Genomic DNA, 15,095 nt, shown 5'->3' with positions numbered 1-15,095 from the left:
GGCATGTCGGTCAAGGTCTATGAACGGATCCTTCAGCTGTTCGAAGCCGAAGGCATCAACACGATTTTCGGTATCCCCGATCCGAACTTCGTGCACATGTTCCATCTCGCCGAAGAACGCGGCTGGAACGTCATCGCACCCCATCACGAGGAATCGGCCGGTTTCATGGCCGAGGCGGTCTCCCGGATGACCGGTAAGGCCGCGGTGTGCATCGGCACGCTCGGGCCCGGTGTCGCCAATCTCGCGGGCGCGATGATGTGCGCGATGGTGGAGCATTCGCCGGTGATCTTCCTCGGCGGTCAGCGGGCCAGGATCACCGAGCAGCGGGTCCGCCGCGGCCGGATCCAGTTCGTGAAACAAGCTGCGCTGTTCGAGAATTCGGTGAAGTACAGCGCCAGTATCGAATACGCCGATCAGACCGACGAGATCATCCGCGAGGGCCTGCGCAAGGCACTCAGCGGAACCCCCGGCCCGGTCTACATCGAATACCCCTCGCACGTCATCCAGGAGGAACTCGACGTGCCCGCGCCGCTGCCGCCCGCGAGCTACCGCCTGGTGGGCCAGACCGCGGGCGCGGACAAGGTCGCCGAGGCGGTCGAGCTGTTGCGTGCGGCGAAGCAGCCGATCCTGCTGGTCGGGCACGGTGTGCACACCTCGCGCGCCGGTGCGTCGGTGCGGGAACTGGCCGAGCTGCTGGCGGTTCCGGTGATCCAGACCTCCGGCGGCACCTCCTACATCGAGGGCCTCGAGGACCGCACCTTCCCGTACGGTTTCTCGCCGGCGGCGGTCGACGCCGTGGTGGGGTCGGATCTGTGCCTGGCGATCGGCACCGAGCTGGGTGAACCCGTGCACTACGGGCGCGGACGGCACTGGGTGGCGGGCGAGGCGAACCGGAAATGGATTCTGATCGAACAGGATCCGGCCGCGATCGGGGTGAATCGGCCGATCGATGTGCCACTGGTCGGCGACCTGCGCGCGATCGTGCCGCAATTGGTGGAGGCGCTGCGCGACACCCCGCGCACGGCCACCCCCGAGCTGGCGGGCTGGATCGAGCAGGATGCCGCGCGACTGGCCGAACTCGCCGAGACCGCACCGTCCGGGCGCACCCCGGTGCATCCGGCGCGGCTGATCGTGGAGGCCACCAAGGCCTTTCCCACCGACGGCATCATGGTGCGCGACGGCGGCGCCACCACCATCTTCGGCTGGACCTACTCCCAGGCCAAGCCGCACGATGTGATCTGGAACCAGAACTTCGGTCACCTCGGCACCGGTCTGCCCTACGCGGTCGGCGCCTCGGTGGCCGAGGGCCGCACCCGCCCGGTGATGCTGATCTCCGGCGACTCCTCGTTCCAGTTCCAGATCGCCGAACTGGAAACCGCTGTGCGACTGAATCTTCCGCTGGTCTCGGTGGTCGCGGTCGACTACGCGTGGGGGCTCGAGGTGGGCGTGTACAAACGCACCTTCGGACAGGGCTCGCTCGAGACCGGGGTGCACTGGAGCACCGAGACCCGCCTGGACAAAGTCGCCGAGGGCTTCGGCTGCTACGGCGAATACGTCGACCGTGAAGAGGACATCGCACCGGCGATCAAGCGGGCCTACGCCAGCGGCAAACCCGGTGTGATCCACGTGGCGGTCGACCCTAAGGCGAACTCCGAGGAGATGCCCTCCTACGACGAGTTCCGCACCTGGTACGCGGAAGGAACCCAATAATCATGCCTGCCATCTCCACGTTCTATATCGGCGGCAAGTGGATAGAGCCTGTCGGTACAACGACTTTCGACGTTGTCGACCCGGCTACCGAGGAGGTCTACGGCACCGTCGCGGCGGGCACCGCGGCCGATGTCGACCGCGCCGTGGCCGCCGCGCGTGGCGCGTTCGCGAGCTGGTCGCGGAGCTCGGTCGGCGAACGCCTCGAACTGCTGGCCGCGATCGGTGACGAGTTCGAGCGCCGCCGCGGTGACATCGCGGCGGCACTGACCGCCGAGATGGGTGCCCCGGCGGCGCTGGCCAACGGGTTCCAGCTGAATCTGGTTGCCGGACATCTCGATACCGCGATCGAGGTGTTGCGCGACTACGCCTTCACCGAGCAGCGCGGGGCCACGCTGATCGCCCGTGAGCCGATCGGCGTCGCGGGGCTGATCACGCCGTGGAACTGGCCGCTGAGCCTGATCGCGGTGAAGGTGTTCCCCGCGTTGGCCTCCGGGTGCACGGTCGTGCTCAAGCCATCGGAGCAGTCGCCGTTCAGCGCGCAGATCTTCGCCGAGGTCCTCGACGTCGCCGGGGTGCCCGCGGGTGTGTTCAACCTGATCCACGGCGACGGCCCCAGCGTGGGCGCTCCCCTGGCCGCGCACCCCGATGTCGACGTCATCTCGTTCACCGGCTCCACCAGGGCCGGGATCGAGGTGGCCCGCAATGCCGCGCCGAGCGTCAAACGGGTCACCCAGGAGCTCGGCGGCAAGAGCCCCAATATCGTGCTCGACGACGCGCAGTTCGCGGCGAATGTCGCGGCGGGCATCGGCCCGCTGATGATGAACTCCGGCCAGACCTGTAGCGCGTTGACCCGGATGCTCGTGCCGCGCGCCCGAATGGACGAGGCGATCGCGGCGGCGAAGTCGGCCGCCGAGCAGCTCACCGTCGGCGATCCGAACACCGAGGTCACGCTCGGCCCGGTGGTATCGAAGGCGCAGTTCGAGAAGGTGCAGGGCCTCATCCAGCGCGGTATCGACGAGGGAGCGACCCTGGTCGTCGGCGGCACCGGACGCCCGGACGGGCTGGCGAAGGGCTACTACGTCAAGCCGACGGTGTTCGCGAATGTCACCAATGACATGACGATCGCGCGCGAGGAGATCTTCGGCCCGGTGCTGACGATCCTGGCCTACGACAGCATCGACCACGCGGTCGAGATCGCCAACGACACCGAGTACGGGCTGGCGGGCAATGTCGCGGGCGCCGACCTCGACCAGGCGCGGGCCGTAGCGCATCGCATCCGGGCCGGGTACGTCTCGATCAACGACGGGTTCGACTTCCACAGCCCGTTCGGCGGTTTCCGCAAGAGCGGCAACGGCCGCGAATGGGGTGCGTTCGGTTTCGACGACTACCTCGAGATCAAGGGCATCCTCGGGTACGCGCCCGCGGAATGAACGCATGCGAAAAGCGCCGGAATCGTTGCGATCCGGCGCTTTTCGCGCGCTGTCAGGACAGGCCGAGGTCCCTGGCGACGATCATCTTCATCACCTCGCTGGTCCCGGCGTAGATCCTGGCCACCCGCGCATCGGTGAACAGCCGGGCGATCGGGTACTCCATCATGTAGCCGTAGCCGCCGAACAGTTGCAGGCAGCGGTCGACGGTGCGGGCCTGCACCTCGGTGCAGAACAGTTTCACCCGGGCCGCATCGGCGCCGGAGAGCACACCGTCCACCAGATCCGCGACGGCCCGATCGATCATGGTCTGGGCGGCCTCGACTTCGGTGGACAGCGCGGCCAGCTCGAACTTGGTGTTCTGGAACGAGGCGACCGGGGTACCGAAAGCCTTACGCTCCCTGGTGTATTCGACGGTGGCCGCGATCGCCGCGCGGGCCTGGGCGACCGAGCCGACCGCGACGGTGAGCCGTTCCTGGGGCAGGTTGTGCCCGAGATAGCCGAACGCCGCGCCCTCCTCCCCCAGCCGGTTGGCCACCGGCACCCGGACGTCGGTGAACGACAATTCCATCGTGTCCTGCACCTTGCAGCCCATCTTCTCCAGCTCCCGGCCGCGTTCGAAGCCTGGCATCCCGTCCTCGACGACCAGCAAGGTGAGGCCGGCCCTGCGGTTGTCCGGGTCGGTCGCCGTCCGCGCCACGACGATCACCAGATCGGCGAGCAGGCCGCCGGTGATGAAGGTCTTCGCGCCGTTGAGCACGTAATGGTCGCCGTCGCGCACGGCACTGGTGCGCATTCCGGCCAGGTCGGAACCGGTGCCCGGCTCGGTCATGGCCACGGCGGTGAGCAGTGACCCGGCCGCCAGACCAGCGAACCAGCGCTCGCGTTGCGCGGCATCGGCGTAGTCGAGGAAATACGGCAGGATGACGTCGAGCTGGGTGCGGACCGTGCCCATGGTCACCAGGGCGCGGGCGGCCTCCTCCTGCAGGACCACGTTGTAGCGGTAGTCGCGCAGGCCCGCGCCGCCGTACTCCTCGGGCAGCGCGATGCCGAGCAGCCCGAGTTCGCCCATCTCGGTGAAGATCTCGCGCGGCATCCGGCCCGCGCGTTCCCAGTCCGCGTAGTTCGGGGCGATGCGTTTCTCGACGAAACCTCGGACCAGTTCCCGGAAGGCCTCGTGATCGGGGGTGAACAGTTCTCGACGCACGTGATCCCCCTCAGACCAGCTCGACAACGGTGGCGTTGGCTGTGCCGCCGCCCTCGCACATGGTTTGCAGGCCGTAGCGAATCCCGTTGTCGCGCATGTGATGCAGCATGCGGGTGAGCAACACCGCGCCCGAACCGCCGAGCGGATGTCCGAGTGCGATCGCCCCGCCGAGCGGGTTGAGCCGGGCCGGGTCGGCGCCGGTCTCGGCCAGCCAGGCCAGCGGCACCGGCGCGAAGGCCTCGTTCACCTCGTACACGCCGATCTCGGGCAGTGTGAGTCCGGCTTTGCGCAACACCTTCTCGGTGGCCGGGATCGGACCGGTGAGCATGAGGACCGGGTCCGATCCAGCGACCGCGCCCGCGCGATAGCGGGCCAGCGGGGTGAGTCCCAGTTCCCTGGCGTTCTCCGGGGTAGTGAGCAGCAGTGCGGCGGCGCCGTCGGAGATCTGAGAGGAGTTGCCCGCGTGGATGACTCCGTCGTCGCGGAAGGCCGGTTTCAGTTTCGCCAGCTTCTCCGTGCTGCTCCCCCGCCGAACACCCTCGTCGGTGTCGACCACGCCATCGGCGGTGGTCACCGGCACGATCTGCGCGGTGAACGCGCCCGCGTCCTGCGCGGCGGCGGCCAGTTCGTGCGAGCGCACCGCGAACTCGTCCAGGAGGGTCCGGTCCAGGCTCCACTTGTCGGCGATGAGTTCGGCCGAGAGTCCCTGGTTGAAGGAGAACCCGTCGTAGCGGGCCAGTGCGCGCGGACCATACGGTGCGCCACCGGCTTTGGCGGCACCGAGCGGCACCCGGCTCATCACCTCGACCCCGCCCGCGACCACGACCTCGGCCATGCCCGACAGCACGGCCTGGGCGGCGAAGTCGACGGCCTGCTGACTGGACCCGCAGGCGCGGTTCACGGTCGTGCCGGGCACACTCTCCGGCCAGCCCGCGGACAGCACCGCGTAGCGGCCGATATTGCTGGATTGGTCGCCGACCTGGGAAACACAGCCCCACACCACATCGTCGACGAGGGCCGGGTCGATGCCGGTGCGGTCGGCCAGTGCGGTGAGGACAAGGGCGGACAGGTCCGCCGGGTGGACACCGGCCAGACCACCATTGCGTTTGCCGACCGCGGTGCGGACCGCGGCGGCGATGACTACCTCGGGCATGCCTATCTCCCGTTCTCGGAACTCGTGGGACGGATCGGTGGACGATGCACCGTCCACCGCCCGGTGAACTGTGGTTCGCGCCGTTCGGCGAACGCGGCGAATGCTTCCGGCGCGTCGGCGGTGGCGAAATTCAAGCCCTGCGCACGGGTTTCGGCGGCGAGCGCCTGACGCAAGGTGGAGTCGGCGCCCTCATGCAGTAGCGCTTTGGTCTGTGCCAAGGCGACCGGTGGGCCCGCGGCGAGTCGGGTGGCGAGTTCGTCGGTGAACGTGTCGATCTCATCGGCGGCGCGCACCCACGTGACCAAGCCCAGCTCGTGTGCTTCGACGGCGGTGATCGTCTCCGCCAGCAGCGTCAGCCGTTTTGCCTGCTGCATCCCGACGAGCCGGGGCAGCAGCCAGGAACCGCCCAGGTCGAGAGTGAGCCCACGGGCCGTAAACACTTGCGCGAAGTTCGATTCCGGAGTCGCGACCACCAGATCGCACCCCAGCGCCAGATTCCACCCCGCCCCGATCGCCGGACCCGCGACCTTGGCGACCGTAGGCAATGGCAGCTCGTGCAGCAGGGTCGCCACGTCGCTGAGCGGGCGCATGCGATAGATCGGGTGCGCGTTGTCGGGCACCGAGATATCCGCCCCGGAGCAGAACGCACTTCCCGCACCGGTGAGCACCAGTGCGCGCACGCTGCGATCGGTCGCGACCACGCGCAGCGCCTCGGCCAGCGCGGCGAAGAGTTCCGCATCGATGGCATTGCGCCGATGCGGACGATTCAAGGTCAGGTTTCGCACACCGTCCCGGTCGGTGGTCAGCAGGACCGGGTCCGCGGTCATGTCCCGACCTCGGTGCGGACCTGCCCGCCGATCACGGCGGTGGCGCGCATCTGGTCTATTTCTGTTGCGGTGCAGCCTATTTCACCGAGAATTCGGTCGGTGTCGGCACCCAGGGCGGGGACCGGTCCCATGGGCGGGTCGTAGCCGGTGACCACCGCGGGTGGGAGGAGTGAGGTGATGGGTCCTGCGGGGGTGTCGATTTCGCGCCAGCGGCCTCGCTGCTCGAGTTGTGGGTGGGCCAGGACTTCGCTGGGGCGGTTGTAGCGGGCGTTGCCGATTCCCGCGCTGTCGGCGATCTGCTGGATTTCCACCAGATCGTGGCCCGCACACCATGTGGTGATCGCCGCGTCGAGTTCGGCGCGATGGGCGGTGCGGCCGGGGTTGGTGCGAAACCTGTTGTCGGCGGCCAGGTCCGGGCGCTGCAGGACGGTCGTGGCCAGGCGCTGCCATTCGCGGTCGTTGGTGGTGCCGAGCACGACGGTGTGGCCATCGGCGGTCGGGTAGGCGCCGTAGGGGGCGACCGCGGGTGAGCTCATGCCGAGCGGGATCTGGTCCACACCGGCATGGCGGGCGTAGGTGAGGTGGTAGCCCATCATCTCGGCCATGGTGTCGAACAGGCTGATACCCATATCCGCACCGATCCCCGCCTCGGCACCGGCGTCACGGCGGTACAGACCCATCATGATGGCAAGGGCGGCATAGAGCCCGGTGGTCACATCCGCTACCGGCGGACCGGGTTTGGCGGGCTGTCCGGCGGTGCCGGTCACCGCGCACACCCCGGCCTCGGCTTGGACGAGGAGGTCGTAGGCGCGTTTGTGCGACAGCGGCCCGTCCCGGCCGAAGCCGTCGATCTCCATCGCGACGAGCGACGGATACCGCTCGGCCAGCGCCGCCGGGGACAGACCGAGCCGGGCGGTGGCTCCGGGTGCGAGATTGCTCACCAGCACATCGGCCCGGCTCAGCAATCGGTGCAGAACATCCAGTCCCGCCGTGGTTTTCAGATCGAGGGCGATCGATTCCTTCCCGCGATTCACCCAGACGAAGTGGGCGGCCTGGCCGAGCACCACATCGTCGTAGTGCCGGGCGAAATCACCGCCCGCCGGATGCTCGACCTTGATCACCCGCGCCCCGAAATCGGCCAGCGCGCGCGTGCACATCGGCGCCGAAACAGCCTGCTCCAGCGCGATCACGGTGATCCCCGCCAGCGGCGCCGCCGCGGGCGGGTCGACAGGAGCCATCAGATCACCGTGCCGCCGTCCACCGGCAGCACCTGCCCGGTGATGAAGGAGGCCGCATCGGAGGCGAGGAACACGAACGCGCCCGCCACCTCGTCCGGTTCGGCCCAGCGGCGCAACAGGATTCGGTCCAGCATCTGCGGTGCGAAGCGATCGTCGGTGCGGATGGCCTGGGTCATCGTGGTCGCGGCCAGCGGCGCCACCGCGTTCACCAGGATCTGCTTGCGCGCCAGTTCCTTCGCCATCGACTTGGTGATGCCGATGACCGCCGCCTTGGCCGCCGAGTAGTTCACCTGACCGAGCGTGCCGACGATGCCCGCGGCCGAGGTGACATTGATGATGCGCCCGGTGCCGTCGGTCGGCAGATACGCCAGCGCCGCCTGGACACACTGGATGGCGCCGAGCGCGTGGATGTCGAACAGGCGCCGCACCGAATCTGCGGTGGTCTTGGGCAGCATCGCCGGTGCGGTCACCCCGGCGTTGTTAACCAGGATATGCAGCGAGCCGGCCGCCAGTGCCGCCGCCCGCTCGGCGGCCTCGGCGGCCGCGTCGGCATCGGTCACGTCGAAGGCGAAACTGGCTGCAGTGCCACCATTTCCGGTGATCTTCTCCGCGACGGCGGCCGCGGCCGCGCCGTCCAGGTCGGTCACCAGCACCGCGGCACCGGCCGTGGCAAGCGCCTGTGCCACGGCGGCGCCGATGCCGCCGGCCGCCCCGGTCACCAGCGCGGAACGCCCGGTGAGGTCGAACAGAGTCTGTGCTGCCATCAGTAGCTCCTCGGTAGGCCAAGGGCGTGGGTGCCCAGAAAGCTCAAGATCATTTCCTGGCTCACCGGCGCGATCCGCATCACCCGCGACTCCCGGAAGTACCGGGCGACGTGATATTCCTCCGCGTACCCCATCCCACCGTGGGTCTGCAGGGCGCGGTCGGCCGCGGTGAAGCCCGCGTCGGCGCACAGGTATTTGGCCGTATTCGCCTCGCGCCCACAGGATTTGCCGTTGTCGTAACGCCAGGTGGCCTTGCGCAGCACCAGCTCCGCCGCGTCGAGCCGGGCGAGCGAGTCGGCCAGGGGGAACTGGACGCCCTGGTTGCTGCCGATCGGCCGGTCGAAGACGATCCGCTCCTTGGCGTAGCGCACCGCCCGGTCGAGGGCGACCCGGCCAAGGCCCAGCGCTTCGGCCGCGATCAGCATGCGCTCGGGATTGAGTCCGTCGAGCAGGTAGCGGAAGCCGTGTCCTTCCTCACCGACCCGGTCCTTGACCGGCACCCGCAGATCGTCGATGAACAGCTCGTTCGAGCTCACCGCGTTGCGGCCCATCTTGGCGATCGGGCGGATGTCGACGTGGTCGCGATCGAGATCGGTCAGGAACAGGGTCATCCCGTCGGTCTTCTTCTCGACGTCGTCGTAGGGCGTGGTCCGGGTCAGCAGCAGGATCTTCTCCGACTCGAGCGCCTTGGAGATCCAGACCTTGCGGCCGTTCACCACATAGTGGTCACCGTCGCGGCGGGCCGAAGTGGTGATGCGCGAAGTATCAAGTCCGGCACCGGGTTCGGTCACACCGAAGCACACGTGCAGGTCACCGGCGGCCACCCGCGGCAGGGTGCGCCGCTTGAGTTCCTCGGAGCCGTGCACCACCACCGGCTGCATCCCGAAGATGGACATGTGGATCGAGCTCGCCGCGTTCATCCCGCCGCCGGAGCGCGACACTTCCTCGGCCAGCAGGGTGGCCTCGGTGATGCCGAGGCCGTGCCCGCCGTACTCGGTGGGAATGGTGATGCCGAGCCAGCCGCCGCTCGCGATCGCCTGGTAGAACTCGGTCGGGAACTGGTGGTCGCGGTCGTGTTCGAGCCAGTACTGGTCGTCGAACTTGCGGCACAGCTGCGCGACGGTGGAGCGGATGAGCTCCTGATCCTCGGACAGGTCGAAATGCATGCCTTCGGACATTGTTTCGGTCTCCTCAGTCGACTGATCCGGACGGGACCGGTTCCCGCACTGCCCGTCCGGCGAGACCGTCCAGCTCGTAGGACTGCCGGGCCAGCCAGAACCGCAGGAAGTTGGTCAGCGAATAGCGCAGGAACACCGCAGAACCGACGACCGCGGCGGCCACCCCACCCAGTGCGAGGACGATGGCGTCGCGCTGGGCCAGCGGGTCGGTGCTGCTGTGCGACATCAGGTAGGCCAGCGCGGCGAGTACCGGCCCGGCCACCATGAGCACCACACCGGTGCGCAGCCACAGCCCGGCGCGACCGGCCGAGGGGTCGGGGATCTTCAGTTCTCGCAGGTCGCGGGCGAAACGGTCCGCACGGGATTCGGTCATGATGGGTCACTTCCTAGATAGAGGGCAGCCAATTCGTTGCGGAGTTCGCTGTCGGGGGGTCCTTGCCGCAGCACCCGCCCGCGCACCAGCACGGCGGCGTGATCGGCGATGTCGAGCACGGCCGCGGCGAACTGCTCGACAACGAGCACCGCGACACCGTGGCGGGCGATCTCGGCGACCTGCGCGTAGAGGCTCTCCACCACGAGCGGGGCCAGGCCCATGGACAGTTCGTCGAGCAGCAGCACGGCCGGGTCGGTGGCCAGTCCCCTGGCCAGCGCGAGCATCTGCTGCTCCCCACCGGACATGGTGCCCGCGACCTGGCCGGCCCTGGTGTGCAGGATCGGGAACCGGTCGAACGCGAGTTCCTCGATCTCGGCGCGGGTTCGACCGGTGCAGGTCATCATCCAGAGGTTCTCGCGCACAGTGAGATTGGGGAACACACCCCGGCCTTCGGGGATCAGGCAGACCCCGGCGGCCGCCAGATCGCGAGCCGCGACGCCGGTGACATCGCGCCCGGCCAGCTCCAGCGCACCCGCGGTCGGCGGATGAGTACCCGCCACCACGTTCAGTGCCGTGGTCTTGCCCGCGCCGTTCGGTCCGAGCAGCGCGACGACCTGACCCGCCGCGACGGCGAGATCGACGCCGTGCAGCACGGTGATGGCACCATAGGCAGCCCGGACGCCACGCAACGCCAACAGCGTTGCGGGAGTGGAGGTTTCGATGGAGGCCGTGGGGGCCTGGCGCACGGTGGTCACAGGTCCCCCAGATAAGCAGCAAGGACAGCCTCGTCCGAGCGGATGGTCGCGGGTGGGCCGGACGCGATCACCCGGCCGAGATCGAGCACGTACACCTCGTCGCAGACGTTCATCACCAGGCCCATGTCGTGTTCCACCAGCAGCACCGCGGTGCCCTCCTCGGCGAGCGCGCGCAGCAGGGCCCCGAAGCGCTCGGTCTCGGTGTGGTCCTGGCCCGCCGCGGGTTCGTCGAGCAGGAGTACGCTCGGCCGCCCCGCGATCGCCCGGCCAACTTCGACCAGACGTCCTGTCCCCGTGGGTAATTCGTCGGCGCAGGCATCGGCCACCGACGCGAGGCCGAACCGGTCGATGATGTCGTCGACTACCCGGCCGGCCTTGCGACGGTCCGGGCCGAGTTCGGCGGCGACGAGCAGGTTGTCACGCACACTGAGCCGACCGAACAGTTCCAGGCGCTGGAACGTGCGCGACAGCCCGTGCCTGGCCCGGCGGGCCGGCCCGAGCCGGGTGACATCGCGACCGCCCAGCGCCACCCGCCCGTGCACCGGGGTGCGCAGGCCACAGATCACGTCGAACAGCGTGCTCTTGCCCGCGCCGTTGGGCCCGATCAAACCGGTGATCGTCCCGGCCTCGGCGCGCAGAGTGGCCGCGTCGAGGGCGCGGTGTCCGCCGAAGACGACCGACACCTCGTCAACTCGCAGTAATGACGGCACGGTCGAGCACCTCCTCGTCTTGCGCGGTCCACGGCCGCCTGATGCCCCACCACTCGACCGGCACCACCGATGGATCGGCGGCGGGCCGCGTGCGAGCCGAACTCCAGATCCGCGCCGCCACGACGGCGACGACGACACCGGCGGTGAAGCCCCAGCCGTCGATCGCCTCGAGCAGCCGCAAACCCCACAGCGCGAGCACGGCGAGCACCAGCAACGGAGTCACCACCCGGTCGCGCAGCATGGGCAACCACTCCCGGCGCATCGGGGCGATCGCGCCGTCCTTCAGCACGCCACCTCCGAAGAGAATGCCGCCCAACGAGGGCAGCACCTGCGACAGGTTCAGCAGACCGGGCCACAGCACCGGGATCACGTTCAGCGGACCGGCGAACACCAGGCCGGTGAACATGCCCGCCCCGATCACCCCGAGCCCGGCGATGGTGACGATCAGGAAGATCGGCAGCCCGGCCACCAGATTGAACTGATCCGGCGCTACCGCTTGCATCTGCATGCCGTAGAGCGCACCGCCCAGCCCGGCGATGGCCGCAGAGAGGGCGAACACCGTCACCCGCGCCACCAGCAGGCCGCCGCCGAGGGTGGCGTAGGCAGCCTCGCTGTCGCGTAGCGCGATCAACCGCCTGCCGTATCGGCTGCGCCGCAACAGCGAGACACAGAGGCCCGCCACCGCGAGGCAGACCGCCGCGAACACGGTGATCCCGGCGGTGGTCTCCACCTTCAGCCCGAACAGATCCGGTCCGACGATCGACACCGAGCCCTGATCGAACAGCGCGATCCGCACCCCGAAGACGTCGAAGGCGGGCAGCGTGAAGATCCAGCGGTCGAGCACGACCGCGAACGCCGCGGTGGCAAGGGCCATATAGACACCCGAAAGCCGCAGTGCCGGAATCGCGATCACCGCACCGACCAGTCCCGCGATCCCCATGGCGGCAGGCAGCGCCCACCACTGACCGTCCGGTCCGAGATGCCCGTAGGCCACCGCGCCGATGCCGGCCAATCCGAGCTGGCACAGCGAGATCTGGCCCGCGAACCCGAGCAGCGGCACATACGACAGTGCGATCACACCCCAGGCGAACATGGCGCCATAGGTGATCAGATCCGGTTCGCTCAGCATGGTGGCCAGCATCAATCCGAGCGTGACGATCACCGCCGCGAGCACGGCCGAGCCACCGAGGGTGGGCAACGGCACCGCGCCCACCCGGCGATCGCGCCCGCGCAACCGGCCGTGCGGGAACAGCAGCAGCGCCACGAACAGCAGCAGCGCGGGCGCCGCGAGCCGCAGCCCCGGCAGGTACTCGTTCTGCGGCAGGTACCCGGTCAGGTAGCTCTCCAGCAGACCGACCACCACCGCACCGACGAACACCATCGGCAGATTGCGCAACCGGCCGAAAATGGCCGCGGTGTAGGCACTCACGATGAGCAGCGACAGTTGCGCCGCGTCGAGGGTGACCATCGGCGCGATCAGGATGCCGCCGATCGCGGCCAGTTCGATACCGAGCATCCAGGCGATCCGGTTGGCTCGCCGCGGGTCGGCGCCGGTCAGCCCGACCAGGGCCCGGTCATCGACCGTGGCCCGCATCTCCACGCCGGTTCTGGTGCGGTACAACAGTATTCGCAGGACGAGCGCCACCGCGATCGCCACGCCGATGGTGAGCGCCTGATGCCAGGTCAGCGTCACCACGCCCAGGTCGATCGAGGGCTGGTCCGCGAAGAACCGGGGCAGCGACCGCGATTCGTTCGGGTTCCAGACCCAGCGGGCCAGCACGATCAGCCCGCTGAGCAACGCGATCGTCATGACCAGTTTCTCGGCGTCACCCAATCCCTGTGTGGGAGCGAGGGTTCGGCCGAAGAACAGCCCGAAGACCGGGGCGAAGACCAGCAGTACCGCCGCCACCGCGAGCGGGACCGGCCAGCCCCAGCCCACCGACAACTGCCAGTAGACGAAGGCCGAGACCATGCCCGCCGCACCGTGGGCGAAGTTGAACACGCCGGTGGTGGTGTAGGTGAGCACCAGTCCGCTGCCGATCACGGCGTAGATCGCGGCGGTGCTCAGGCCGACGATTCCGAAAGCGAGGAATTGCTCCATCAGTGGGCGTACTCCGTCACTTCAGATCGTTGATGCTCTTGCCGACATCGGCCAGAGTCATCGGCACGCCGAAGTTGCCGCGATAGGAGTACGGGGTGAAGCCGCACCGGAACAGCCCACCGGTGTTCGGGGCGAACTCCGCGGCCTCCCAGCCGCCGGGCCTGGCCTGCTGCACGTTGAAGCAGCGCGGCTGATCGGCCATCGACTTGGACAGATCCGCCGGCGCCTGCAGTCCGCCCGCGTTCCACGAGGTCTCCTTGCCCGCGGCCTGGTATACGCAGGCGCGGGTCAGATCGTCACCACAACTGGTGGCGGACTTGGCGAACAACAGCCAGGACTGGAACGCCTTCAACCCCTGGAAGGTGATGGCGCTACCGGGTGCGTACTGGGCGAAGAGGTCTTTCACCTTCTGCACCGCGGGCACCTGATCGGCCGCGTCGAGGGGTGCGATGCCGCTCATGTCGAGCACGTTGTTCTGGAAACCCAACGAGCCCTTGGCCGCGTCGAGGAAGACCTGGTTGTAGGAGTTGGAGTTGGCGTCGATCCAGTCGAGCTTGTAGTCCATGCTGGTGAGCACGTCCTGCAGTTTCGCCAGGTAGCGGAAGTCACCGTAGAAGATCAGGCCCTTCACCCCGGCCACCTTGATCGCCTGGGCGTAGGGGGTCCAGTCCGACACCCCCGAGATCGGGTACAGGTCGTTGTAGGCGATCTTCGCCCCCGCGGCGGTGAGCGATTCGGTGAGCTTCTCCCCCATCACCTTGGTGATCGGGGAATCGCCGTTGATCATGCCGATCGCACCCTTGGATCCCGGATAGGCCTCGTTGATGAGCCAGTCCTGGAATCCCGTGTAGGGGTTGACGTTCTCCGACATCGCCGAGCCCGCGCCGCGTTGCAGATCCGAACCGGTGTTGGCGGTCTGGGAGACCTGCGCGGGAAACTCCGGCAGCAGGCACTGCAACCGGTCCTTGACCCCGAGACCGTCGAGGGCCGCACTCCCGCCGACCAGGACGAAGTCCTCGCGGCAGGCCTCGAGCATGCGCTGGCGGACCTCCATCAGTTTGGTGTCGCGCAGGTTGGTGACGATCTTGCGGCCGTTGATACCACCTGCGGCGTTACACCAGGACGTGAAAACCTTTGCCGCGTCGACGAAGTCGGGGTTCTTCGTGAAACCGATATCGGAGAATACCCCGACCTCGATCTCGGTCGCGGTGACGCCCTGCGACGTGGCAGGCCCCGGCGTGCCCGGCTTGCAGACATCGGTCAACGTCCCGAAGTCGCCGGCGACGGCCGCGGTGGTGCCGCCGGTTCCGTCCTCGCGGGCGCCGCCGTCTCTGCCACAGCCCGCTACCAGAAGCGCGAGGGCCATCAGAGCGACAACTGTTCGCTGTGGTTTCACGGTCTTTCCTCCTCTATGAGCGGTGGCACGTCGATCGACTCCTGCCGCCCACTCGATGCAACGGAAACTATCTTCTCAGCAACCGATAATCAATATGCGGCTTTGAGAGAACATGGATCTGCGGCACTCGTGGGCCCACCGGACAAGGTCGCGGGCGCGGGCGATCGACGCTCGCGTTGACAGCACGTCAACGGCATGGAAATCTAGTGATCAGTTTTGGAGAACGTAATTCTCGCAAACATTGGACCGAGCAAAG

At 68.2% G+C, this 15,095-nt stretch carries 13 protein-coding genes; 2 read left to right on the top strand and 11 right to left on the bottom strand.

The genetic code is table 11. The annotated features are described in order from the left end of the window. Positions 1-3 precede the first annotated feature (3 nt). Positions 4-1,710 (top strand): thiamine pyrophosphate-binding protein, encoded by a 1,707-nt coding sequence (locus ACFVJ5_RS04860; protein ID WP_379218540.1) that lies wholly within the window; start codon positions 4-6, stop codon positions 1,708-1,710. A gap of 2 nt (positions 1,711-1,712) precedes the next feature. Continuing rightward, complete coding sequence (locus tag ACFVJ5_RS04855; RefSeq protein ID WP_379218539.1) at positions 1,713-3,140, top strand: aldehyde dehydrogenase family protein; 1,428 nt, start codon at positions 1,713-1,715, stop codon at positions 3,138-3,140. Between the two features lie 52 nt (positions 3,141-3,192). Here ACFVJ5_RS04855 and ACFVJ5_RS04850 read toward each other — a convergent pair whose 3' ends face one another. Genes ACFVJ5_RS04850 through ACFVJ5_RS04800 form a run of 11 tightly spaced genes read right to left on the bottom strand, consistent with a single transcriptional unit; the run spans position 3,193 to position 14,839 of the window. Beyond that, entirely contained in the window at positions 3,193-4,344 is a 1,152-nt protein-coding gene (locus tag ACFVJ5_RS04850) for an acyl-CoA dehydrogenase family protein (RefSeq protein WP_379218538.1), read from the bottom strand. 10 nt (positions 4,345-4,354) lie between these two features. Further along, entirely contained in the window at positions 4,355-5,497 is a 1,143-nt protein-coding gene (locus ACFVJ5_RS04845; RefSeq protein WP_379218537.1) for a thiolase family protein, read from the bottom strand. Positions 5,498-5,499: 2 nt separating this feature from the next. Continuing rightward, positions 5,500-6,324, bottom strand: a complete 825-nt coding sequence (locus tag ACFVJ5_RS04840; RefSeq protein WP_379218536.1) for an enoyl-CoA hydratase/isomerase family protein — start codon at positions 6,322-6,324, stop codon at positions 5,500-5,502. Beyond that, positions 6,321-7,562, bottom strand: coding sequence for a CaiB/BaiF CoA transferase family protein (locus tag ACFVJ5_RS04835; RefSeq protein ID WP_379218535.1), 1,242 nt, complete (start codon positions 7,560-7,562; stop codon positions 6,321-6,323). Before ACFVJ5_RS04835 ends, ACFVJ5_RS04840 begins: the two co-directional genes overlap by 4 nt. Then, positions 7,562-8,326, bottom strand: coding sequence for an SDR family NAD(P)-dependent oxidoreductase (locus ACFVJ5_RS04830; RefSeq protein ID WP_379218534.1), 765 nt, complete (start codon positions 8,324-8,326; stop codon positions 7,562-7,564). Before ACFVJ5_RS04830 ends, ACFVJ5_RS04835 begins: the two co-directional genes overlap by 1 nt. Next, positions 8,326-9,504 (bottom strand): acyl-CoA dehydrogenase family protein, encoded by a 1,179-nt coding sequence (locus tag ACFVJ5_RS04825; RefSeq protein WP_379218533.1) that lies wholly within the window; start codon positions 9,502-9,504, stop codon positions 8,326-8,328. Before ACFVJ5_RS04825 ends, ACFVJ5_RS04830 begins: the two co-directional genes overlap by 1 nt. A 13-nt stretch (positions 9,505-9,517) precedes the next feature. Next, positions 9,518-9,877, bottom strand: a complete 360-nt coding sequence (locus ACFVJ5_RS04820) for a hypothetical protein (protein WP_379218532.1) — start codon at positions 9,875-9,877, stop codon at positions 9,518-9,520. Beyond that, positions 9,874-10,623 (bottom strand): ABC transporter ATP-binding protein, encoded by a 750-nt coding sequence (locus ACFVJ5_RS04815; protein ID WP_379219782.1) that lies wholly within the window; start codon positions 10,621-10,623, stop codon positions 9,874-9,876. Before ACFVJ5_RS04815 ends, ACFVJ5_RS04820 begins: the two co-directional genes overlap by 4 nt. Before the next feature lie 5 nt (positions 10,624-10,628). After that, complete coding sequence (locus ACFVJ5_RS04810) at positions 10,629-11,342, bottom strand: ABC transporter ATP-binding protein (protein ID WP_379218531.1); 714 nt, start codon at positions 11,340-11,342, stop codon at positions 10,629-10,631. Then, a complete protein-coding gene (locus ACFVJ5_RS04805) occupies positions 11,320-13,443 on the bottom strand; it encodes an ABC transporter permease (protein WP_379218530.1) in 2,124 nt (707 codons plus the stop codon). The genes ACFVJ5_RS04810 and ACFVJ5_RS04805 overlap by 23 nt, the downstream gene beginning before the upstream one ends. Before the next feature lie 16 nt (positions 13,444-13,459). After that, positions 13,460-14,839, bottom strand: coding sequence for an ABC transporter substrate-binding protein (locus tag ACFVJ5_RS04800; RefSeq protein WP_379218529.1), 1,380 nt, complete (start codon positions 14,837-14,839; stop codon positions 13,460-13,462). Positions 14,840-15,095 lie beyond the last annotated feature (256 nt).

The sequence above is a fragment of the Nocardia sp. NPDC127606 genome (assembly GCF_042671725.1).
Classification (GTDB): domain Bacteria; phylum Actinomycetota; class Actinomycetes; order Mycobacteriales; family Mycobacteriaceae; genus Nocardia.
The sequence above is the reverse complement of the archived record's forward strand: the minus strand, read 5'-3'. Positions and strand labels throughout refer to the sequence as shown.

What these genes read in the sequence shown, in the direction of transcription:
- ACFVJ5_RS04845 (WP_379218537.1), bottom strand. Translation starts at nt 5,497, where the DNA reads ATGCCCGAGGTAGTCATCGCCGCCGCGGTCCGCACCGCGGTCGGCAAA.
- ACFVJ5_RS04825 (WP_379218533.1), bottom strand. Translation starts at nt 9,504, where the DNA reads ATGTCCGAAGGCATGCATTTCGACCTGTCCGAGGATCAGGAGCTCATC.
- ACFVJ5_RS04820 (WP_379218532.1), bottom strand. Translation starts at nt 9,877, where the DNA reads ATGACCGAATCCCGTGCGGACCGTTTCGCCCGCGACCTGCGAGAACTG.
- ACFVJ5_RS04860 (WP_379218540.1), top strand. Translation starts at nt 4, where the DNA reads ATGTCGGTCAAGGTCTATGAACGGATCCTTCAGCTGTTCGAAGCCGAA.
- ACFVJ5_RS04830 (WP_379218534.1), bottom strand. Translation starts at nt 8,326, where the DNA reads ATGGCAGCACAGACTCTGTTCGACCTCACCGGGCGTTCCGCGCTGGTG.
- ACFVJ5_RS04805 (WP_379218530.1), bottom strand. Translation starts at nt 13,443, where the DNA reads ATGGAGCAATTCCTCGCTTTCGGAATCGTCGGCCTGAGCACCGCCGCG.
- ACFVJ5_RS04840 (WP_379218536.1), bottom strand. Translation starts at nt 6,324, where the DNA reads ATGACCGCGGACCCGGTCCTGCTGACCACCGACCGGGACGGTGTGCGA.
- ACFVJ5_RS04835 (WP_379218535.1), bottom strand. Translation starts at nt 7,562, where the DNA reads ATGGCTCCTGTCGACCCGCCCGCGGCGGCGCCGCTGGCGGGGATCACC.
- ACFVJ5_RS04855 (WP_379218539.1), top strand. Translation starts at nt 1,713, where the DNA reads ATGCCTGCCATCTCCACGTTCTATATCGGCGGCAAGTGGATAGAGCCT.